Source organism: Neisseria sp. P0008.S010 (assembly GCF_051962715.1).
Lineage (GTDB): Bacteria > Pseudomonadota > Gammaproteobacteria > Burkholderiales > Neisseriaceae > Neisseria > Neisseria elongata.
Window position 1 is genome coordinate 1 of sequence record NZ_JBQCVA010000030.1, and the last position, 19487, is coordinate 19487.

The 19487-nt window shown below is 50.4% G+C and carries 19 protein-coding genes; 6 read left to right on the forward strand and 13 right to left on the reverse strand.

Annotation, left to right across the window (positions count from 1 at the left end; all coding sequences use genetic code 11):
- Nucleotides 1-152: 152 nt before the first annotated feature.
- From ACTHSL_RS08365 to ACTHSL_RS08385, 5 genes are all read right to left on the reverse strand, one after another.
- A complete protein-coding gene (locus ACTHSL_RS08365) occupies nt 153-1160 on the reverse strand; it encodes an IS5 family transposase (RefSeq protein WP_440381056.1) in 1008 nt (335 codons plus the stop codon).
- 85 nt (nt 1161-1245) lie between these two features.
- Nucleotides 1246-2196, reverse strand: a complete 951-nt coding sequence (gene ispH, locus ACTHSL_RS08370; protein ID WP_440381057.1) for a 4-hydroxy-3-methylbut-2-enyl diphosphate reductase — start codon at nt 2194-2196, stop codon at nt 1246-1248.
- Entirely contained in the window at nt 2193-2708 is a 516-nt protein-coding gene (gene lspA, locus ACTHSL_RS08375) for a signal peptidase II (protein WP_440381058.1), read from the reverse strand. The genes ispH and lspA overlap by 4 nt, the downstream gene beginning before the upstream one ends.
- 230 nt (nt 2709-2938) lie before the next feature.
- Nucleotides 2939-4516 carry an FAD-dependent 5-carboxymethylaminomethyl-2-thiouridine(34) oxidoreductase MnmC gene (gene mnmC, locus ACTHSL_RS08380; RefSeq protein ID WP_440381059.1) on the reverse strand — a complete coding sequence of 526 codons (1578 nt, stop codon included), beginning with the start codon at nt 4514-4516 and terminating at the stop codon, nt 2939-2941.
- Nucleotides 4517-4617: 101 nt separating this feature from the next.
- The gene (locus ACTHSL_RS08385; RefSeq protein ID WP_440381060.1) at nt 4618-5577 is read right to left on the reverse strand and encodes an acetyl-CoA carboxylase carboxyltransferase subunit alpha; all 960 of its coding nucleotides are present in this window, start codon (nt 5575-5577) and stop codon (nt 4618-4620) included.
- A gap of 195 nt (nt 5578-5772) precedes the next feature.
- On the opposite strand from ACTHSL_RS08385, the gene ACTHSL_RS08390 reads away from it, so the two are divergent.
- Nucleotides 5773-6165 (forward strand): RNA-binding S4 domain-containing protein, encoded by a 393-nt coding sequence (locus tag ACTHSL_RS08390; protein ID WP_003772972.1) that lies wholly within the window; start codon nt 5773-5775, stop codon nt 6163-6165.
- A 191-nt stretch (nt 6166-6356) separates the two neighbouring features.
- The gene (gene ypfJ / locus ACTHSL_RS08395; RefSeq protein ID WP_440381061.1) at nt 6357-7196 is read left to right on the forward strand and encodes a KPN_02809 family neutral zinc metallopeptidase; all 840 of its coding nucleotides are present in this window, start codon (nt 6357-6359) and stop codon (nt 7194-7196) included.
- A 108-nt stretch (nt 7197-7304) separates the two neighbouring features.
- On the opposite strand, the gene ccoP is transcribed toward ypfJ, so the two are convergent.
- From ccoP to ccoN, 4 genes are read right to left on the reverse strand one after another with little or no spacing between them, the layout of a single operon-like run.
- Nucleotides 7305-8726 carry a cytochrome-c oxidase, cbb3-type subunit III gene (gene ccoP, locus ACTHSL_RS08400; protein ID WP_440381062.1) on the reverse strand — a complete coding sequence of 474 codons (1422 nt, stop codon included), beginning with the start codon at nt 8724-8726 and terminating at the stop codon, nt 7305-7307.
- A gap of 23 nt (nt 8727-8749) precedes the next feature.
- Nucleotides 8750-8929 carry a cbb3-type cytochrome oxidase subunit 3 gene (locus ACTHSL_RS08405; protein ID WP_003772978.1) on the reverse strand — a complete coding sequence of 60 codons (180 nt, stop codon included), beginning with the start codon at nt 8927-8929 and terminating at the stop codon, nt 8750-8752.
- A 4-nt stretch (nt 8930-8933) separates the two neighbouring features.
- On the reverse strand, nt 8934-9545 hold the full coding sequence (gene ccoO, locus ACTHSL_RS08410) for a cytochrome-c oxidase, cbb3-type subunit II (protein WP_003772979.1): 612 nt from the start codon (nt 9543-9545) through the stop codon (nt 8934-8936).
- A 21-nt stretch (nt 9546-9566) separates the two neighbouring features.
- Nucleotides 9567-11000 carry a cytochrome-c oxidase, cbb3-type subunit I gene (gene ccoN, locus ACTHSL_RS08415; RefSeq protein WP_172459042.1) on the reverse strand — a complete coding sequence of 478 codons (1434 nt, stop codon included), beginning with the start codon at nt 10998-11000 and terminating at the stop codon, nt 9567-9569.
- A gap of 343 nt (nt 11001-11343) precedes the next feature.
- On the opposite strand from ccoN, the gene ACTHSL_RS08420 reads away from it, so the two are divergent.
- The 3 genes from ACTHSL_RS08420 (at nt 11344) to ACTHSL_RS08430 (ending at nt 14337) form a co-directional block, all read left to right on the forward strand.
- Nucleotides 11344-13107, forward strand: a complete 1764-nt coding sequence (locus ACTHSL_RS08420; protein WP_440381063.1) for a M61 family metallopeptidase — start codon at nt 11344-11346, stop codon at nt 13105-13107.
- A 64-nt stretch (nt 13108-13171) separates the two neighbouring features.
- Entirely contained in the window at nt 13172-13864 is a 693-nt protein-coding gene (locus ACTHSL_RS08425; RefSeq protein ID WP_440381064.1) for a hypothetical protein, read from the forward strand.
- Between the two features lie 32 nt (nt 13865-13896).
- On the forward strand, nt 13897-14337 hold the full coding sequence (locus ACTHSL_RS08430) for a TIGR01244 family sulfur transferase (protein WP_440381065.1): 441 nt from the start codon (nt 13897-13899) through the stop codon (nt 14335-14337).
- A gap of 79 nt (nt 14338-14416) precedes the next feature.
- Here ACTHSL_RS08430 and ACTHSL_RS08435 read toward each other — a convergent pair whose 3' ends face one another.
- The 4 genes from ACTHSL_RS08435 to ACTHSL_RS08450 are packed head-to-tail and all read right to left on the reverse strand — an operon-like array spanning nt 14417 to nt 18236.
- A complete protein-coding gene (locus ACTHSL_RS08435; RefSeq protein ID WP_049251715.1) occupies nt 14417-15067 on the reverse strand; it encodes an ABC transporter ATP-binding protein in 651 nt (216 codons plus the stop codon).
- Nucleotides 15064-15861: an ABC transporter permease gene (locus ACTHSL_RS08440; protein ID WP_107853435.1), complete on the reverse strand. Its 798-nt coding sequence runs from the start codon at nt 15859-15861 to the stop codon at nt 15064-15066. The genes ACTHSL_RS08435 and ACTHSL_RS08440 overlap by 4 nt, the downstream gene beginning before the upstream one ends.
- Entirely contained in the window at nt 15861-17042 is a 1182-nt protein-coding gene (locus ACTHSL_RS08445; RefSeq protein WP_440381066.1) for a capsule biosynthesis protein, read from the reverse strand. Before ACTHSL_RS08445 ends, ACTHSL_RS08440 begins: the two co-directional genes overlap by 1 nt.
- A gap of 15 nt (nt 17043-17057) precedes the next feature.
- Nucleotides 17058-18236 (reverse strand): polysaccharide biosynthesis/export family protein, encoded by a 1179-nt coding sequence (locus ACTHSL_RS08450; protein ID WP_440381067.1) that lies wholly within the window; start codon nt 18234-18236, stop codon nt 17058-17060.
- Nucleotides 18237-18345: 109 nt separating this feature from the next.
- On the opposite strand from ACTHSL_RS08450, the gene ACTHSL_RS08455 reads away from it, so the two are divergent.
- The gene (locus ACTHSL_RS08455) at nt 18346-19455 is read left to right on the forward strand and encodes a stealth family protein (protein WP_074898441.1); all 1110 of its coding nucleotides are present in this window, start codon (nt 18346-18348) and stop codon (nt 19453-19455) included.
- Nucleotides 19456-19487 lie beyond the last annotated feature (32 nt).

Here is a 19487-nt window from a genome sequence, read left to right on the forward strand (position 1 = left end):
AGGCAGAGACCTTTGCAAAATTCCTTTTTCCCCAACAGCCGAAATCTAAATAAAGATTTTCGGCTGTTTTTGTTTCAAATATTCACTGATTCTACTCAAATGCCCCCTTAATCCTCCCCTGATACCCGATAATAAGGCATCCGGACCGCCTTTTAGGCGGCAACAGGCACACTTAGCCTATTGGCCGCTTTCAACAGGTTTAAACACATTGCCTTCAGATGGCTTTGCGCACTCACTTTACACAGACCAAAATAGGCTGCCCGCGCATAGCGGAATTTACGGTGCAGCGTACCGAAGCTTTGTTCGACCACATAACAGGTTTTCGACAAATACCGGTTACGCTTTGTTTGATTTTCCGTCAGCGGACGGTTGCGGTGGGCTTTGCGCATAATGCCGTCTAATAACTGATGGTCTTCCAGATGTTGCCGGTTTTCCTTACTGTCGTAGCCTTTGTCGGCATAGACGGTCGTACCTTCGGCAATGCCTTCCAACAAAGGGGACAGATGGTTGCACTCATGGGTATTGGCGGGGGTAATGTGCAGTTTCCCGATATAGCCTTCCTCATCGGTGCGGGTATGTTGTTTGTAACCGAGTCTGTATAAACCGTTTTTCTTTGTCCAACGGGCATCTTTGTCCTTACTCGGTGTGGTTTGGCCGCTGACTTGTCCTTCTTCATCGACTTCTATGGCCTGACGCTGTTTGCTGCCGGCGGTTTGAATAATGGTGGCGTCAATGACGGCGGCGGATGCTTTCTCTACTTTTAGGTTTTTTTCGGTCAGTTGGCGGTTAATCAGTTCCAGCAATTCGGACAGGGTGTCGTCTTGCGCCAGCCAGTTGCGGTAGCGGCATAAGGTGCTGTAATCGGGGATGCTCAGTTCGTCAAAACGGCAAAACAGGTTGAAATCGATGCGGGTGATGAGGCTGTGTTCGAGTTCGGGATCGGAGAGGCTGTGCCATTGTCCGAGCAGGACGGCTTTGAACATGGACAACAGGGGATAGGCGGGACGGCCGCGGTGGTCTCTAAGGTAACGGGTTCTTTGACGATTCAGGTACTGTTCGATCGGCTGCCAATCAATCACTTGATCCAACTTCAATAGTGGGAAGCGGTCGATGTGTTTGGCGATCATGGCTTGTGCGGTTTGCTGGAAGAAGGTGCTCATGGGAAATCCCCTAAATGTCTTGGTGGGACTTTAGGGGATTTTTGGGGGATTTTGCAAAGGTCTCGGCCTTTTTATTCTGCTTATTTCACACTTTATCTTTTCCGCCGCGCAATTCTTTCGGCAGCACGAAGACGATGCTTTCTTCCGCGCCCTCGCCTTCGCGCAAAATATCGTGCCCCCAGTCTGTCAGCACGGCAATCACTTCCTGCACCAGCACTTCGGGAGCGGATGCGCCGGCGGTGATGCCGACCTGTTTTTTGCCCTCAAACCATTCCGGCCGCAGATAAGAGGCGTTGTCCACCATATAAGCCTCCACGCCGCGCTGCGCCGCCACTTCGCGCAGGCGGTTGCTGTTGGACGAATTGGGCGAGCCGACCACAATCACGATGTCGCATTCCTCCGCCAAATCCTTCACTGCCTTTTGACGGTTGGTGGTGGCATAGCAGATGTCTTCCTTGTGCGGATTTTTGATGTTGGGAAAACGCGCGTTCAATACGGCGATGATGTCTTTGGTTTCGTCCACCGACAGCGTGGTTTGGCTGACGTAGGCGAGACGGTCGGGATGGTCGGGCATTACCTGTTCGGCATCTTCCACGGTTTCAACCAGCAGCATCCGCCCTTCGGGAAGCTGCCCCATCGTGCCTTCCACTTCCACATGGCCTTTGTGGCCTATCATGATGATTTGGTAGCCTTGCGCATCAAGCCGCGCCACTTCTTTGTGCACTTTGGTCACCAGCGGGCAGGTGGCGTCGAATACGCGGAAACCGCGCGCGGCAGCCTCTTCCTGCACGGCCTTCGATACGCCGTGTGCGGAATAAATCAGCGTCGCGCCGGGCGGCACGTCGGCCAAATCCTCGATAAAGACCGCGCCTTTTTCGCGCAGGTTGTCCACCACGAATTTGTTGTGCACTACTTCGTGCCGCACATAAATCGGTGCGCCGAATTCTTCCAACGCGCGCTCGACGATGCTGATGGCGCGGTCCACGCCCGCACAGAAGCCGCGCGGATTGGCCAGCATAATGGTTTTGCCGCTCATTGTTCCCGCCCTTCTGCCGTTTCTTTTTCAGACGGCCTTTTGTTGATAAACCCGTCGATAACCAGCAATACCGCACCGACACAGATAAAGCTGTCGGCCACGTTGAAGGCGGGATAGGCCCAGCCTTCGCCATAGAACAGCAGGAAATCCACCACTTTTCCGTGGATGAAGCGGTCGATGACGTTGCCGACCGCCCCGCCGATTACCATCGCCGCACCCCACGAACCCCAAGGGCCGAATTCGTTTTTCCGCACGGCGTTGTCCAGCCAGAGGCACACGATTAGCGCCAGCACGATGAAGAAATATTTCTGCCAGCCGCCGGCGGTGGCGAGAAAGCTGAAGGCCGCCCCGGTGTTGTAAACCAAGGTCAAATCGAAAAAGCCGGGGATGATGCCCAGACGCTCGTAATCTTCGAATTTTGCCAAAACGGCGGATTTGGTGATTTGGTCGAGAATGACCGCGCCGACAGCCAGCAGCCAGTAGCGCAATTTGGAAGGGTTTGTAGAGGACATATTACGGTTTGCCGCCGAAAGGTTTTCAGACGGCCTTTCAATCAAAGTTGCCAAAGTCGGGCATTTTAACCGATATTGGGCGGCAGGCCGTCTGAAAAAACGATTTCCGCCGGCAGAAAGGCATTCCGGCGTTTCTGAAACAGGTTTTCAGACGGCCTTAGAATGCGTTTTTCAGCAATATTGCCGCGCCGCCAAACGGCCGGGGCATAGGGAAACGGGACGGCTGCAGTTTACCGTCCGCCTTCATGCTGCCGCACCAGGGCGCGGACGATGTGGCGGTTGGGATGCAGTGCCTCGCGCAGACGGCGGGAGAGCGGGTCGGGCAGGCCGAGGATGCGGGCGGCAATGCTTTCGGCGCACCACGGCGCGGTAGCCAGCCCGCGGCTGCCGTGCGCGCTGTTTACCCATACATTCGGCAGGTAGGGACAGGAGTCGGACAGCGGGTAGTTTTTATCGTGCGCCAGCTTGGCATACACCTCGCGCATGGCGGCATAATCGGCCACCGGCCCGACGGTCGGCAGATGGTCGGGGCTGTCGCAACGCACGGCGGCGTGTCCGCTTACCATCGGCGCGGCGGTCAGTTCGGCCGCCAGTTGCGGGTGCAGCCTGGCGAGCTCCTGCTGGTTGTGTTCCGCCTCGCTGTCGCGCCAGTCGCCGCAGGCATCGTGCGGCACGAAACTCGCGCCGTAGCAGTGCCGCCCTTCCCATGCGGGGCTGATGTAGCTGGCGGCCGACAGGGCGGTTTTCAGACGGCCTGTGTAGGCGGTGGCGGCGGCAAGGTTGGTTTGGCCGCGTATCAGCTGCCACGGCAGGGCGGCAAGCGGCGGCTGTTGCGGCGAGGAAGCTCCGGTGCAGTACACGATGTGGTCGGCAGACAGGGTATGCTGCGGCGTATCCAGCCGCCAATGCGGGGCGCAGTATTGTGCCGACAGCAACGGCTGCCCTTCATACAGGCGGACATTCGGGTGGGCGAGTAAGGCGCGGACGAGCGCGGGCGGGTGCAGCCACGCGCCCTGCGGCCAGTAGAGGCCGTCTGAAGACAGGTCGATGCCCGCCAGTTCGGAGGCTTCGGCCGCACTGACGCCGCGGTAAAGGTGGGCGTGCCAATCTTGGGCGGCGAGGCGGCGGTTGCGTTTTTCTTCGGCGGGGCTGTGGTTGAGGTGGAGTACGCCGCAGGGCTGCCAGCCGCTGTCGGGCAGCAGGCGGTCGAGCAGGCGGCGGCTGTGGCCGTAGCCGCCGAGCAGCAGTTCGGTCTGTTCGGTATCGTGGGCGGAAATTTTGGCATACAGCAGGCCTTGACGGTTGCCGCTGGCGGCATGGGCTGCGGTGCGCGCTTCCAATACGCTGACCCGCACGCCGCGTTCCGCCAATGCGCGGGCAGTAGCCGCCCCAGCAATGCCCGCACCGATGACGGCGACGTGTTCGGGCAGTGTGCCGTTTCGGTTTTCAGACGGCCTGAACCAAGGTTTTTGTGCGGCGGTAGGGCTTTGCGGGCGTGCTTCCGTCTGCCATTCGAGGCCGTCTGAAAAATAGTCGGACAGGCAGTCGGCAGCGGCGGGCGGCATCAGCCAGAGCTCCGCACCTTGCGGCAGCAGGCCGTGCAGGATGTTGGCGGCGGCAAATTGCAGGCAGGCGGATTGTTGCGGCCAGTGTTGCAGGAAACGGCGTTCCGCCTCGTCGGGCTGTTCTGACGGTTCGAAGCGGGGGATGCGTTTTTCGGGCAGGCAGACGGCAAGGCGGCGGTTGTGCGCGGCGGCGGCAAGCAGTTCGCGCAAGGGCGGGATGTCGTTCCAGACGGCGGTTTGCATGGTGGGACTCGGTTGGGAAAGGGGGAAAGCAAAAAGGCCGTCTGAAAAGGGGAGCGTGTTCGAACCCTGTTTTCAGACGGCCTTCCTATTGCGGCAATGCGTTATTTTTCGACGAATTGGCCGTATGCCATGATGCGGTCGAAACGGCGGTCGAGCAGGTCGGACAGCGGCATGTCTTGGGCGATGCGGAGCTGTTCGGCCAGCACTTCGCGCAGACGCTGCATCAGTTCGCCGTGATTTCGGTGTGCGCCGCCCAACGGCTCTTCGATGACTTTGTCCACCAGATTCAGTTTTTGCAGGCGGTCGGCGGTAATGCCCAAGGCGGCGGCGGCATCTGCGGCTTTTTCCGCCGTTTTCCACAAAATCGAGGCACAGCCTTCGGGCGAAATCACGGAATAAGTGGAATATTGCAGCATATTGACAAAGTCGCCCACGGCAATCGCCAGCGCGCCGCCGGAACCGCCTTCGCCGATGATGGTGCAGATGACGGGCACTTTCAGCTTGGTCAGCTCGTACAGGTTCCTGCCGATGGCTTCGGATTGGTTGCGCTCTTCCGCGCCGATGCCGGGATAGGCTCCGGGCGTATCGACGAAGGTCAGTACGGGCAGGCGGAATTTTTCCGCCAGATGCATCAGGCGCAGGGCTTTGCGGTAGCCTTCGGGGCGCGGCATGCCGAAGTTGCGGCGGATTTTTTCTTTGGTGTCGCGGCCTTTTTGGTGGCCGATGACGACGACGCTTTGGCCGTTAAACCGCGCCAAACCGCCGACGATGGCGTAATCGTCGGCATAGTGGCGGTCGCCGTGCAATTCTTGGAAATCGGTACAGAGCGCGGAGATGTAGTCCAAAGTATAGGGACGCTGCGGATGGCGGGAAACTTGGGAAACTTGTGCAGGCGTGAGCTTGGCGTAGATAGATTTGGTCAGCTCGTTGCTTTTTTTCTGCAGGCGTTCGATTTCATCGCTGATGTCCACGGCGGATTCGCCTTGAACGAAACGCAGTTCTTCGATTTTTTTGGTCAATTCGGCAATGGGCTGCTCGAAATCAAGAAAGACGGGTTTCATGCTGAACGTTCTCGCTGAAGAATAAATATTTGCGCGGAATGATACGCTAATCCGCGACGCTTGGCGAAAAAACGTGAAATTTACGCGATAAACGGTAGGCGGGCAAGCAGAATATTGTGCCGTTCGGCAACGGCCCGACATCCGGACGCGCCGTCCGTGTTACACTCGCGCCTTTAGAATGACAAAGGGCAAATCATGGAAGACGGGCAAACAATGCGGCTCGACAAATGGCTGTGGGCCGCCCGTTTTTTCAAAACCCGCGCCTTGGCGCAGAAACACATCGAACTCGGCCGCGTGCTGGTCAATGGCGCGAAAGTGAAAAACAGTAAAAATATCGCAGCGGGCGATGTGCTGCACCTCACGCTCAATTCGCTGCCGTACGAAATCACCGTACAGGCGTTGAACCACCAACGCCGCCCCGCTCCCGAAGCGCGGCTTCTGTACCGTGAAAACGAAGAAGTGGCCGCAAAACGCGAACAGCAGAAACTGCTCGATCAGGCATCCCGCATCAGTGCGGCCTACCCCGAAGGCCGTCCGACCAAGCGCGACCGCCGTCAAATCGAGAAGCTGAAACGGGGCGAATGGTAAAGGCCGTCTGAAAATACGTTTCGGATTGTTTTCGGAGTCCATATTTATAGGCGGCACGGATAAGCACGGCTCGGTGCACCCAAATGGGACATAAAGAACATTGCGAGGATTGCGGAGGCGGTTTTTCAGACGGCCTCACACATCTCCGCACATCAAACATCAATCAATAAACTTCGAAAAGGAACCAATTTATGCGTTGGCAGGGACGTGAACAAAGCTCTAACATTGAAGACCGCCGCGGGAGCGGCGGCGGCGGCGGTGGAGGCGGCGGGATGGGCATCATCGGTGTCATCGTCGTGCTGGTAGGCGCGTACTACGGCGTCGATTTGTCCGGCCTGGCGGGCGGAGCGCAGCAGCTGAGCGGCGGAGCACAGCAAACCGTCGTGGAAAGCAAGCAGGAGGCACAGCTGAGGGAATTGGCAGGCGTGGTGTTGGCCGATACGGAAAAAACCTGGGCCAATTACTTTGCCAAACGCAATGCCCGCTATACGCCCACCACTCTGGTACTCTATACCGGCGGCACACGCACCGCCTGCGGTATGGGTCAGGCGGCGATGGGGCCGTTTTACTGCCCGGCCGATAAAAAGGTTTACCTCGATTTGTCGTTCTACGAAGAGATGCGCACCAAGCTCGGTGCGGCAGGCGATACGGCCTTCGGTTACGTCATCGCGCACGAAGTCGGCCACCATGTGCAAAACCTGCTGGGCATCCTGCCGCAAGTGCATCAGATGCAGCAACAGGCCGGCAAAGCCGAAGCCAACAAATTATCGGTAAAACTCGAACTGCAGGCCGACTGCTTCGCCGGAATTTGGGCGAAAGACGCGCAGCGGCAGGACTTGCTGGAAGAAGGCGACATAGAGGAAGCAATCAATGCGGCCGAAGCCGTGGGCGACGACACCCTGCAAAAACGCAGTCAGGGTTATGTCGTACCCGACAGCTTTACCCACGGCAGCTCGGCGCAGCGCATGTATTGGTTTAAACGCGGCTTTGAAAGCGGCGACATCAACCGCTGCAACACTTTTGACAATTAAACAGCTACCATTCTAAATGGAAGGCCGCCTGAAAAACGATTTTCAGACGGCCTTCCATAAAATAAAGGGAATACCCAATTAGGCATTCCCTTTTGTTGTGCAGTCCTATCAGAACTTACCGCCGGATTCATTCACCATATAAACAACGGCTGCTTTCACTTCGTCGTCGCTCAATTCGGTATTTCCGCCTTTGGCCGGCATCATGCCTTTGTCTTGGAAACCTTCAATGGCATGTTTGAACAAGGTTTCTTTGCCTTTTTTGATGCGCGGAGCCCATTCGTCTTTATGAGTCAGACGCGGCGTATTCGGAATGGCCGAATTGGCACCGTGACAACCAAAGCACAATCCGTCAAACACTTTCTTACCGTCTGCCGCTGCAGCAGGTGCCGCCGCTTCGGCGGGTTTGCCTGCAGAAGCCTCAGCCGGTTTGTCGGCAGCAGGTGCAGAAGCAGCAGTCTCTTTTGCTGCAGCTTCAGACACGGCTTTTGCTGCAGCTTCGGCATCTGCCTTTTTCTTCTCGGCTGCCGCAGCTTCGGCAGCTGCCGCAGCTTTCGCGCCTAATACATTTTCAGTATCGGTTTTCTGTGCCTTGCCGTCTTTATGCGACAATCCCCAAACATAAGCGGTCAAAAGATGGATTTTGTCTTTATCCAAGAAACCTTCCCATGCCGGCATTTGATTATGGCGGCCATTGGTAATGGTTTCAATAATGGCTTTTTGAGTACCACCCCACAACCATACGTCGTCAGTCAGATTCGGGCCGGAACCGCGAATGCCTTGGCCTTTGTCACCATGGCAGGCAAAGCAGTTTGCAGGCGGGCCGTTAAACAGTTCTTTACCGCGTTCTGCACGAACCGCATCATATTGTTCCGCAGGTTTGGACAACGACATGACATAGTGTGCAACGTCTTTAACGCGCTCTTCACCCAAAGCCGGACCCCATGAAGCCATTACGCCAGTACGGCCTTTAGCAATGGTTTCATGAATTTTTTCCGGAGTACCGCCGAATAACCAATCGGAATCGGTCAAATTCGGGAAACCGCGCGCACCTTTGGCATCTGAGCCGTGACACTGGATACAGTAAGTATCAAACAGGTTTTTACCTATTTTTTGTGCTGCAGGATCTTTTGCAACTTGTTCAACCGGCATTTTGGCATATTTGTCGTAAAGCGGTTTGTAGCTCTGCTCGGCTTGCGCCACTTCTTCGTGGTATTGTTCGATACTGGTCCATTTTTTACCGCCGAACCCGATACCGCCAAAATCGCCTAAGCCGGGATACATTACCAAATAGCCGATACCGAACAGCCAAGTCCCGATGTAAAGGAAGAACCACCAGCGCGGCATGGGGTTGTTGTATTCTTCAATACCATCCCAGTTATGGCCTGTGGTATCGACATCCTCTCCTTTTTTAGGCGGTTTGACCTTGTTTTGTGAAAGCAAAAGCCATATCAGGCCGATAAAGCTCAATACGACTATGCCGATAATGTAATAATTCCAGAAATCACTGGTGAAATGTGAAGTTGTGTTCATTATTTTAGCTCCGTGGCCACGGTTTATCGGGCGGCACCGTTATTATCATTATCATCATGTGCAGTATCGTCATCTTCAATGATGCTGCGGGATGCTTCATCGTAATTCGATTTGTTTCGTTTGTTCATCACGATATACAGCACCAACATGAAGCAGATAAACACTAATACTGTAAACAGACTGCGCGCCCAATTAACGTCCATGATGTTACCTTACGTTTTTCAACGCCAAGCCCAATCCTTGCAGATAAGCGATTACCGCATCCAATTCGGATTTATCTTTCAGCATTTCCGGTGCTTTGGCGATTTCTTCATCAGTGTAGGGAGTACCGAGAGTTTGCAGCCCTTTCATGTGCGCCACGATTTGGTCAGGATTAACCTTGTTGCGCGCCAGCCATGGGAAGGCAGGCATATTGGACTCAGGTACGACATCACGAGGATTGAGCAAATGGATGCGGTGCCATTCGTCTGAATAGCGGCCGCCTACACGTGCCAAATCAGGCCCTGTACGTTTGGAACCCCATTGGAACGGACGGTCATAAACAGATTCACCGGCAACGGAGTAGTGGCCGTAACGCTCTGTCTCTGCACGGAACGGACGAATCATTTGCGAGTGGCAGTTGTAACAACCTTCACGCACATAAATATCACGTCCCGCCACCTGCAGCGCATTGTAGGGTTTTACCCCTTCAATCGGCTGAGTAACAGCAGGTGAGAAAAACAGAGGTACGACTTCAATCAGCAAACCCACGCTAACCACCAGCAGGGTAAACACGATAAGTATGCCTACTTTTTCTTCGACTAATTGTTGTAATTTCATTTTGGTAGCCCGTTTTTTTGTTTAGTGATGTTGCGCTTCAGATATGGCGGGAATTTCAGCTTCAACCGGTTTACCGTTGGCAATAGTACGGTAAGTGTTGTAAGCCATAATAAGCATACCGCTCAAATATAACAGGCCGCCTGAAAAACGAATTGCATAATACAGTTTGCTTTCCTTCACACTTTCAACGAAAGAGTAAGTCAATGTACCGTCGGGATTCATTTCACGCCACATCAGACCTTGCATCACACCTGCGATCCACATGGAGGCGATATACAGAACCACACCGATGGTCGCGATCCAAAAATGGGCATCAATCAATTTAGTACTATACATTTCTTTTTGACCGAACAATCGTGGAATCATATAGTAAATCGAACCGATGGTTACAAAACCTACCCAACCCAACGCACCGGCATGCACATGGCCGACAGTCCAATCAGTATAGTGGCTCAAAGCATTGACGGTTTTAATCGACATCATCGGACCTTCAAAGGTAGACATACCATAGAACGACAAAGATACGATCAAGAATTTCAGAATAGGGTCGGTACGCAATTTATGCCATGCACCGGACAAGGTCATAATACCGTTGATCATGCCGCCCCAAGACGGTGCAAACAGAATCAGGGAAAGCACCATGCCGACAGATTGAGTCCAATCCGGCAAAGCGGTGTAGTGAAGATGGTGAGGACCTGCCCACATATAGGTAAAAATCAAGGCCCAGAAGTGAACGACAGACAAGCGGTAAGAATAAACCGGACGGCCTGCCTGTTTCGGCACATAGTAATACATCATACCCAAGAAACCGGCAGTTAAGAAGAAGCCCACGGCATTATGGCCATACCACCACTGAACCATCGCATCAATTGCGCCCGCATAAATCGGATACGATTTCATCAATCCGACAGGCAGGCTGAGGTTGTTCACGATGTGTAGCAAGGCAACAGCCAAAATAAAGCCGCCATAGAACCAGTTAGCAACATAAATGTGTTTGACCTTACGTTTAGCAATTGTTCCAAAGAAAACAACCGCATAGGCCACCCACACCAATGCAATCAAAATATCTATCGGCCACTCCAGCTCGGCATATTCCTTACCTTGCGTGTAACCCAATGGGAAGCTGATGGCTGCAGCTAAAATAACAGCCTGCCATCCCCAAAAGGTAAACGCTGCCAGCCAGCCGCCAAACAGGCGTGCATTACAAGTACGTTGCACCACATAATATGATGTACCGATCAAACCGCAGCCGCCAAAGGCGAAAATCACAGCATTGGTGTGCAGCGGGCGGATCCGTCCGAAGTGAAACCACGGACCAATCTCAGACAGATTGAGTGAGGGTAAAAACAACTGGGCAGCAGCAATCACGCCGACCAGCATACCCACCACCCCCCAAACTACAGTCATAACGGCGAACTGCCGCACTACTTTGTAGTTATAAGTTTGCGCTTCCATGAAAGTCTCCATTAAACACGGAAAATAAATAGCTGCTTTAGCGGGCATCCGTTGCCGGTTCCCGCGAAAGCCGTTTTCCATCAATTTGCTCCGACTGCCGCATCAAACCATTCGACAGCCGTTTTACCGAACGAGCATTGGGAATATCTTGGCAGACTGCCTTTCGGCTGCCATAATGGCAACATCAACCAAAAATATGGACTTTTGTCAAGAAAAATCCATTTTCTTTACACTAAATTCCCATACACTTTACAAGGTTATAGATTTTAACTAATTTATGATTTGACACCAACCAAATAATTCTTAACATTGCTTTATTGCATCAAGCCGATAAATTTTTATCATGATTACCTATACCCTAACTCCCGACCCCAAAGCCCATCAATGGCATATTACCCTTAAATTTCAAAATCCTTCAGACTCTTCAGCCGTTCTCAAACTACCAAACTGGGTACCCGGCAGTTACTTGATTCGCGACTTTTCCCGCCACATCATTACAATAAGTGCAGAATGCGACGGGCAACCTGCCGCCTTATCGCAAACAGCAAAAAACATCTGGCAGACCAGCCCAAAATCCGGACATTGGGTAATCCGATACATCGTTTACGCCTTTGATTTATCGGTTCGCGGCTCATTCTTAGACACCAATCGCGGTTTTTTCGACGGCAGCTGCCTGTTTTTCTCCATAGAAGGCCATCTGAAAGACACCCACAGCCTAAGCTTCAACGACCTTCCTAAGGAATGGCGCATCGCAACCAGCATGCCGACGACAGGCTCAAATACTTTTCAGACGGCCTCCTACCACGACTTAATCGACCACCCTGTCGAACTGGGCAACATCGAATTTCTCGATTTTGAAGCCGGCGGCATTCCGCACCGCATCGCCTTGAGCGGCCATTATCCCGATTTCGACCGCAACCGCCTCGTGTCAGACATCCGCAAAATCTGCGAAACCGAACTGGCAATGTTCCCCTCCCCTGCCCCGTTTACCCATTACCTCTTCCTGCTCCACGTCGGCGACAACATCTACGGTGGACTTGAACACATCAGCAGCACCGCCCTGCTCGCCGACCGCCACAGTCTGCCGCCGCATGGTATGACCGAAGCCAACGACGCCTACACTCAACTGCTCGGACTGTTCTCACACGAATACTTCCACGCTTGGAATGTCAAATCCATCAAACCCGCCGCCTTCGCCCCCTACGACCTCGACCGTGAAAACTACACCGAGCAGCTCTGGGCGTTTGAAGGCATCACCTCCTACTACGACGACCTCTTCCTCGCCCGAAGCCGCACCATCGCCCCCGAAGCCTACCTGCGCCTGCTCGCCCAAAGCATCACCCGCGTGCAGCAAACCAAAGGCCGTCTGAAACAAAGCCTTGCCGAATCCAGCTTCACCGCTTGGAACAAATTCTACAAACAAGACGAAAACAGCCCCAACGCCATCGTCAGCTACTACCAAAAAGGCGCACTCGCCGCCCTCTGCCTCGACCTCGCTATCCGCAGCAAAAACAGTGGACGACACACCCTCGACAGCGTCATGCAGCAACACTACCGCGATTGGCTAGAGACCCAACAAGGCATCCCCGAAAAACAATGGCAAGCCCGTTGCCAAGCGTTTACCGGCCTAGATCTCGAAGACTTTTTTCAGACGACCCTCTACACCACCGCCGACCTGCCCCTTGCCGAACTCCTCGCCACCATAGGCATCGGACTGCAATGGCAGGCACAGCCGCGCAGCCACGGCGGCGCATTCCTGTCCGAACCGCCAACCGAAACGCCCGCCCCCGCGTCCGACTTCGGCGCAAGGTTCAAACAAAACAGCGACCACGCCACCCTGACCCACGTCTTCAACGGCGGCAGCGCAGAAAACGCCACCCTCTGCCCGCAGGACAAAATCATCGCCGTCGACGGCTACGCCTGTACCGACCTTGCCGCACAGTGGGCGCAACTCCCCATCGGCACCACCGCCCGCCTCCACTACTTCCGCACCGGCATCCTGTACGTCGCCGACATCACCGTCCAAGCCGCCGAAGCCGATACCGCCGTCCTCTACATTACCGACCGCGAATTATTTGAAAACTGGCTTTATAATGACCGAGCCTAATTTTCAGACGACCTCAAGTGCCGGATCGAGGTCGTCTGAAACATCAACTCTGAAAGAAACAACCATGAAAAAAATCCTTGTCGGCATGACCGCCCTGTTACTCAGTTTGCACGCCGCAGCCGCTCCCAAATCAGATTCGGCAGATAAACTAGGAAAGGATATCGCCGTCTTCTACAAAAATCCCTCTGCCGAACACGCTGCTTCTTTGATGGACCAGCTTGTCAAAGCCGATATCATGCGCGAAACCACCCTTGTATGGGGAACGCAAGCGCTACAAAAATACCCCCAAGGCAGCACCATTTGGTGTGACAACATCCGAACCTACCGAGGCGACGCCCTGACCTTTTCCGCCTACACACTCGCCCTGACAGGCACGCATCAAGCCAAAACCTGCCTTGACAGCCTGACATTAAATACCGAGCTTAAAAACAACCTCAAAAAAAGCAAAAGCCTCCATCCGCTTCAAGAACCCATCATTTCCCCCGCATCACTGGATTTTCATTGGGTAACTTATTTTGCCACCGGCAATCCGAAAGCGGTTGAACGTATCGTTGACTACATCATCAAAGCCCAAACGGCTGCCGCCCAACGCCCTAACCATGTAGACCTCACCCTTTCCGCTGCCATTTGGTCAACCCGATCCAATATGCAACAAGATACAGCGATTGACGGCATTGTCCGCAAATACATACAAAAACAATCCGAAGCCAATAAAAAACGATTGGAAAAAGCCCTGTTGGCCCCTCAAGGCAACTAAAATCCATCATCAAACCTAGAAAAGGAAAACCCATGTCCATCCAAAAACTTGCCGACAACCTCTATATCGCCCCGCAACTGACCGAAGCCGACGTTCAAGAAGCCGCCAAACTCGGCATCCAAACCGTCATCTGCAACCGTCCCGACGGCGAAGAAGAAAACCAAGTTACGTTCAAACAAGTCGAAAGCTGGCTTGAAGCCGCAGGCATCCGCGAACACCATCATCAGCCCGTCGTCGCGCCCTCCATCAACGCCGCCGATGTCGCCGCCTTCCAAAACCTGCTCAAAAGCGTTCCCCAACCCGTCCTCGCCTACTGCCGCACCGGCACCCGCTGCTCCCTGCTCTGGGGCTATCATCAGGTGCAAAACGGCGCAAGCGTCGCCGAAGTCATCTCTGCCGCACAACAAGCAGGCATCAATCTGAGCAACTTCGAAGCCCGCCTACAACAAGCATTCGAACACGGCTTAAATTGAGCCAGGCCAATATAATGAAGGCCGTCTGAAAACTATTTTTCAGACGGTCTATCTATAAATAACCTCATTATAATTCATTTTACAACAATGAATTATAATGAGCGTAAGCATCATCCATATTATCAAACTTATGCAAACGCCCGGCTTCCAACACCATTGCATTATCGCAATACTGTTTCATCGCGCTGTGGCTATGTGAAACCAAAATAATTGATCTGTCTTTACGCCGTTCAAACAATTCATACTTACATTTTTCTGAAAAACGCGAATCACCGACAGCAATGACCTCATCAATCAAATAACAGTCAAACTCCACTGCCAAGGATAAAGCAAAAGCCAAACGCGCCTTCATCCCTGAAGAATAGCGTTTCACAGGTTCATATAAATATTGTCCCAATTCAGAGAAGGTTTGCGTAAAATCAGTTACATATCCAATATCCACATTATAAATCCGACAAATAAAGCGCAGATTATCCATACCCGTCAAACTACCCTGAAAGGCACCGGAAAACGCCAACGGCCAAGAAATACTCATCGTGCGCTTTATTTCGCCCGAAGTCGGAGCCTCAACGCCGCTAATCAGCCGGATAAGTGTTGATTTACCCGCGCCATTCCGCCCTAAGATACCGATTTTCTCCCCCTTTTTCAGCTTAAAATCAATATCCTGCAAAACCATTCGCCAACCTTGCCGCGTTTGGTAACGTTTAGAGACATGCTCAACGGAAATCATTGCGGCTCAACCCCTTTACTGACTTTAGCCACCATAGCCAAACCAAATAACAACAATACCAAATTGCATAGCACGACAAACCACGGATTGCCATACGTTGTTACGCTACTGCCGAAATAACCGGCACGGAACATTTCTGTGCCATGCACCATAGGAATCATCAAAACATAATGCTGCAAATTTTGAGGCAAATGATGCACAAAGAAAAACACACCGGAAAGCGGCATCATCACAAAACTGAGCGTACTCCATACCTTGCTAAATGGTTCAAACTGAACTGCAATCGAGCAAATCACCAAACCCAACCCAACGGCAAACATTGCCATCAACAACCAAGCCAACAGCATATAAAAAATGTCGGCCGGCATTTCAATCCAACGCACTGCAATCAAAACGGCCATAATCGCAATTTGGGCAATAGTTGCCCCTGCAATTTCTAGCAGCATCCGTGCAAAAATTGTATCCAATACACGAACATTACGGTGATACAGCAGGCTGGTATTAGCCGAAATTGCACCCATCGCACGATTGGAAGCATTGCGCCACATCATCATCATCGGATAACCGGTGATGGTAAAGGCCACAATATTTAAAGTAGAAATACTATTTGCCCTAAAAAATTTCCACATCAGCACCATTACCAACGTCATCAACAGCGGCTCTACAAATAACCATAAAAAGCCAATATTGTTGCGCCCGTATCGGGTAATGATTTCACGCATCAACAAAGCACCGAGCACCCGCTTCTGGATGACCAGCGATTCCCAAAATGATGTTTTATGCAACTCTTTCATCAATTTTTATGCTCGCGTATGCTTGCCGTCAATAAAGTACCAATGCCGTACACAATCAGGCCGATAACAAAAGTAGCAATAATATTGTAAATGCGCTTGGGCTCGTGAGCTAAGTCGGGCAAATTTGGCTGTGAAATGACTTCCAAATAAAGCTGCTGGCGGTCAGCTTCAGCTTTGGCACTTTCCAACGATGTCATGGCCGCTGCCAATTGTTTTTCCGCCAACTCATTTTCCAAAAAAACCCGCTGATATTCAGCTGCCTGGTTGGATAGCGAATTTTCCCCGCCGCCGGAAATAGCCTTCATTTGTTGGGAAATTTCCCTTCTCAAACTTTTCTCTCGGGCAAGCAATCCAGGAATTTGCGGATTTTCAGGAGTAACCGCTTTCACCTGATCCAGCTGAGTCCTAATTACAATTAACTCGTCCTGCAATTTGGAAATCAAACTCATCTGAACTTCAGATTGCGCCTTTAAATCAAAAATACCATTTGTAATTCGAAATTTAGTTAGCTGAGCGGAAGCCTCTTTTACCTTCTCTTCAGCGGAAGCAACGGCATCTTCAGCATATTGAATTGTATCCTTGCGGGCACGCTCATTAAGCTGGTTAATCAATATTTCCCCTTGTTTTAACAAAGCTGCATTGATTTGCCTGGATTCGCCTGCATCAAATGACGTTACATTTAAATTTGAAATACCGGATATGGAATCAAAATGAATAGAAACTTTATCCCGATAGTATTGATAAAACGCTTCATCTTCGCCACGCAAACCAAATCCGTTAAACCGACTGAAAATATCGCCCTTGGTCTCGTAAAACTTACGCACAGGCATCTGCTTCTGCAATTCATCCAAAGACGAACGAGACTGCATGTACTCTTGAACCGTATAAATATCGTCTTGGGAACGGGAAAAGCCGGATCCCTGCAGAATCGCACCCAAACCGTTGAAAGAAGATTGGCTCTTGGGCGATCTCACCACAAAACTAGCCTGCGAAGTAAATTGATCGGATGCAATCAAACCAAAATACAATACCGAACAAACCGTAGGCAGGATAACTGAAACCCATAACAGCAAATTAACCTTCCGAAAAAGCTTTTTTTTACTTTTTCCTGATTTTTTATGCTGGGTCACTTCAGTTTTTACTTCACTCTCAACAGCATCTGGCTTTTTTTCAGCAGACATAATCAAAATACCTAGTTAGTGGGTAAGGTTATTAATGCTGTTCGCACCACTTACCACTGGAGAAAACACAAACGACAGAAATTTTTGGACTTCAGCCAAAGGTGCATTCGAAACATACACAATATCTTTGTCTTTAATTGGGAAACGTTGCATCCAAAATAAAGAATTCGCATCCGATAGATTTAATCTATAAACCACTGGGATTGCAGCCTCACTACTATATCCCCGACTGACCCATTTGCCTTGCCTTTCAGCCGGAAGCTCTGCCAACGGCGTATAACGGAAAACGAAAACTCCGCGTGCATCTGCACGAAAATCTTGTAATCCGCTCATACGGCCAACAGCTTCAGCCAAAGACAATCCTTTTACAGAAAAACCTATTTGTTGGGTCCGACCAACCGCACCCATAGAGGTAAAGCTATGTGGATTTGTAATCATCGTAACAACATCGCCACGCTGCAATAAAATATTTTGGCGCGGATTAGCCACCAAATCCTCAAGAGCCACTGTCTTAACCTGGTTACCCCGAGTAAGCTGTACATTCGTATCTTGAACATTTGCCGTAGAACCACCTACCGCAGCTACTGCATCAAGCACGCGCTCACCTGCTGTCGTTAACGGCATACGCACACTATTACCGGCACGAATAACCGATACCGTAGCCGCATTATTTTGCACCAAACGCACCACAACTTGAGGTTGATTAGCCATTTTTTTCAGACGGCCTCTAATGACCTCCTGAACCTGAGCTGGCGTTTTCCCTACAACTTTGATATTTCCAATAAACGGAACCGAAATTGTACCGGCGGCACTCACCATCTGCTCGGGCAATTTTGTTTGCTGGGCATTGCCCGAGCCAATAGAAGATAGAGCCCCACCGAACAATACCGCGGGCGGAGCCTCCCAAATTGCAATATCCAGCACATCACCGACATTGATTAAACCTGGAAATGCGTAACCTTGATCAATTTGTACAAAAGATTGATTGACTCGAGCTTGATACAAACTCATAGACACAATATCATTAATTTCAATTAACTCTATTGAAGGGGTATGTACATGATCATTTTTCTGCTCAAGCTCAATAATTTTTTTTGTACTTGGGCCTACCGCAGGTAACCAGCTACAAGCAGACAATACAACACAGAAAAAAAAATAGCAGACAAGCTTTGGAAAATATTTTTTTGAAATCATTAGTTATCCTATATAATTATAACCCCAGTAATTCATAACGCCCAAAACTGCGATTATAGCGAAACAACTAGCAATTTGGGGGAATATCCGTACTTAAACCATATAACATATGAAAAAAATTAAGAAATTTTTTAAAAGCCCTGGAATATTTATGAGGGACTACTTTAATAACCGATACCCATTTTTCAATATTGAACAATGTATAGAGGAGCCTAATGAAGCTATAATATTCGAACATACCATAAATATGGCCTCGATGGAAAACCATCTATATACTGATACTTCAGGTATAGATGTAGTATTTACTTGGGTGGACAATAACGATTTAAAATGGAGAGAAAAGTATCAAGCTCATCTTTCCAACTCAGACACAACAAAATTTGCACTTTATAGCCAGGATAGCGCCCGTTTTGAAAATCACAATGAATTGTATTATTCATTATATAGCGTAGAAAATTTTTTACCTTGGGCGAGAAAAATTTATATTGTCACTGATAATCAAACTCCCTCATGGTTTAAACAATCAGAACACCCTAAAGTGACTATTATTGATCACACGGCAATCATTGATAGTCAATATCTGCCCACATTTAATTCACATGTAATTGAAGCTCATTTACATAATATTCCTGATTTAAGCGAACAGTTCATTTATTTTAACGACGACGTATTCGTTGCTCGAGTATTGCCTCAAGAACATTTTTTTCACCCAAATGGAATTGCATCAATCTTTATTGCAGATAAAAAAATCTCTACCATGCTAGAAAAAGGAGTTATCACACCTACACTTAAAGCTTCTTTGAATAGCATTAACCTATTAAAAAATCATTACAATAACATATCAATCAATAAACCGTTAGTACATACCTATGTACCTTTATTTAAATCAGCTTTTCGAAAAGCTTGGCGGTTATACAATGAGCAAATCATTAATTTTCTCCCTAATAAATTCCGCACCAATGCAGATTTAAATCTAGCAACTTTCCTTATACCATGGTTAATGTATTTAGAAGGTAGATCTACTCCTTCATGGGAAATATGTTATTATTTTAATATACGGTCAGCTAATGCCTTAACGCAATATCGCAAACTTTTACAAAAAAAAGGTACTAAATTTGCACCGCATTCTATTTGTGCCAATGATTTCAATAGTAAACAGCAATTCCATAATTATCAAAATTATTTAGCAATAATGCTTAAGGAATATTATTCGCTTTAATTAAAATTTCTATTTGATAAAATGAACAGAAA

Excerpts from the sequence above, each read along its gene's own strand:
- ACTHSL_RS08405 (WP_003772978.1), bottom strand. The coding sequence starts at position 8,929 with ATGGACGTTAATTGGGCGCGCAGTCTGTTTACAGTATTAGTGTTTATC.
- ACTHSL_RS08425 (WP_440381064.1), top strand. The coding sequence starts at position 13,172 with ATGAAAAAAATCCTTGTCGGCATGACCGCCCTGTTACTCAGTTTGCAC.
- ACTHSL_RS08435 (WP_049251715.1), bottom strand. The coding sequence starts at position 15,067 with ATGATTTCCGTTGAGCATGTCTCTAAACGTTACCAAACGCGGCAAGGT.
- ACTHSL_RS08365 (WP_440381056.1), bottom strand. The coding sequence starts at position 1,160 with ATGAGCACCTTCTTCCAGCAAACCGCACAAGCCATGATCGCCAAACAC.
- mnmC (WP_440381059.1), bottom strand. The coding sequence starts at position 4,516 with ATGCAAACCGCCGTCTGGAACGACATCCCGCCCTTGCGCGAACTGCTT.
- ACTHSL_RS08440 (WP_107853435.1), bottom strand. The coding sequence starts at position 15,861 with ATGAAAGAGTTGCATAAAACATCATTTTGGGAATCGCTGGTCATCCAG.
- ispH (WP_440381057.1), bottom strand. The coding sequence starts at position 2,196 with ATGAGCGGCAAAACCATTATGCTGGCCAATCCGCGCGGCTTCTGTGCG.
- ACTHSL_RS08385 (WP_440381060.1), bottom strand. The coding sequence starts at position 5,577 with ATGAAACCCGTCTTTCTTGATTTCGAGCAGCCCATTGCCGAATTGACC.
- ACTHSL_RS08445 (WP_440381066.1), bottom strand. The coding sequence starts at position 17,042 with ATGTCTGCTGAAAAAAAGCCAGATGCTGTTGAGAGTGAAGTAAAAACT.
- ACTHSL_RS08450 (WP_440381067.1), bottom strand. The coding sequence starts at position 18,236 with ATGATTTCAAAAAAATATTTTCCAAAGCTTGTCTGCTATTTTTTTTTC.
- ACTHSL_RS08420 (WP_440381063.1), top strand. The coding sequence starts at position 11,344 with ATGATTACCTATACCCTAACTCCCGACCCCAAAGCCCATCAATGGCAT.
- lspA (WP_440381058.1), bottom strand. The coding sequence starts at position 2,708 with ATGTCCTCTACAAACCCTTCCAAATTGCGCTACTGGCTGCTGGCTGTC.
- ccoO (WP_003772979.1), bottom strand. The coding sequence starts at position 9,545 with ATGAAATTACAACAATTAGTCGAAGAAAAAGTAGGCATACTTATCGTG.
- ypfJ (WP_440381061.1), top strand. The coding sequence starts at position 6,357 with ATGCGTTGGCAGGGACGTGAACAAAGCTCTAACATTGAAGACCGCCGC.
- ACTHSL_RS08390 (WP_003772972.1), top strand. The coding sequence starts at position 5,773 with ATGGAAGACGGGCAAACAATGCGGCTCGACAAATGGCTGTGGGCCGCC.
- ccoN (WP_172459042.1), bottom strand. The coding sequence starts at position 11,000 with ATGGAAGCGCAAACTTATAACTACAAAGTAGTGCGGCAGTTCGCCGTT.
- ACTHSL_RS08430 (WP_440381065.1), top strand. The coding sequence starts at position 13,897 with ATGTCCATCCAAAAACTTGCCGACAACCTCTATATCGCCCCGCAACTG.
- ACTHSL_RS08455 (WP_074898441.1), top strand. The coding sequence starts at position 18,346 with ATGAAAAAAATTAAGAAATTTTTTAAAAGCCCTGGAATATTTATGAGG.
- ccoP (WP_440381062.1), bottom strand. The coding sequence starts at position 8,726 with ATGAACACAACTTCACATTTCACCAGTGATTTCTGGAATTATTACATT.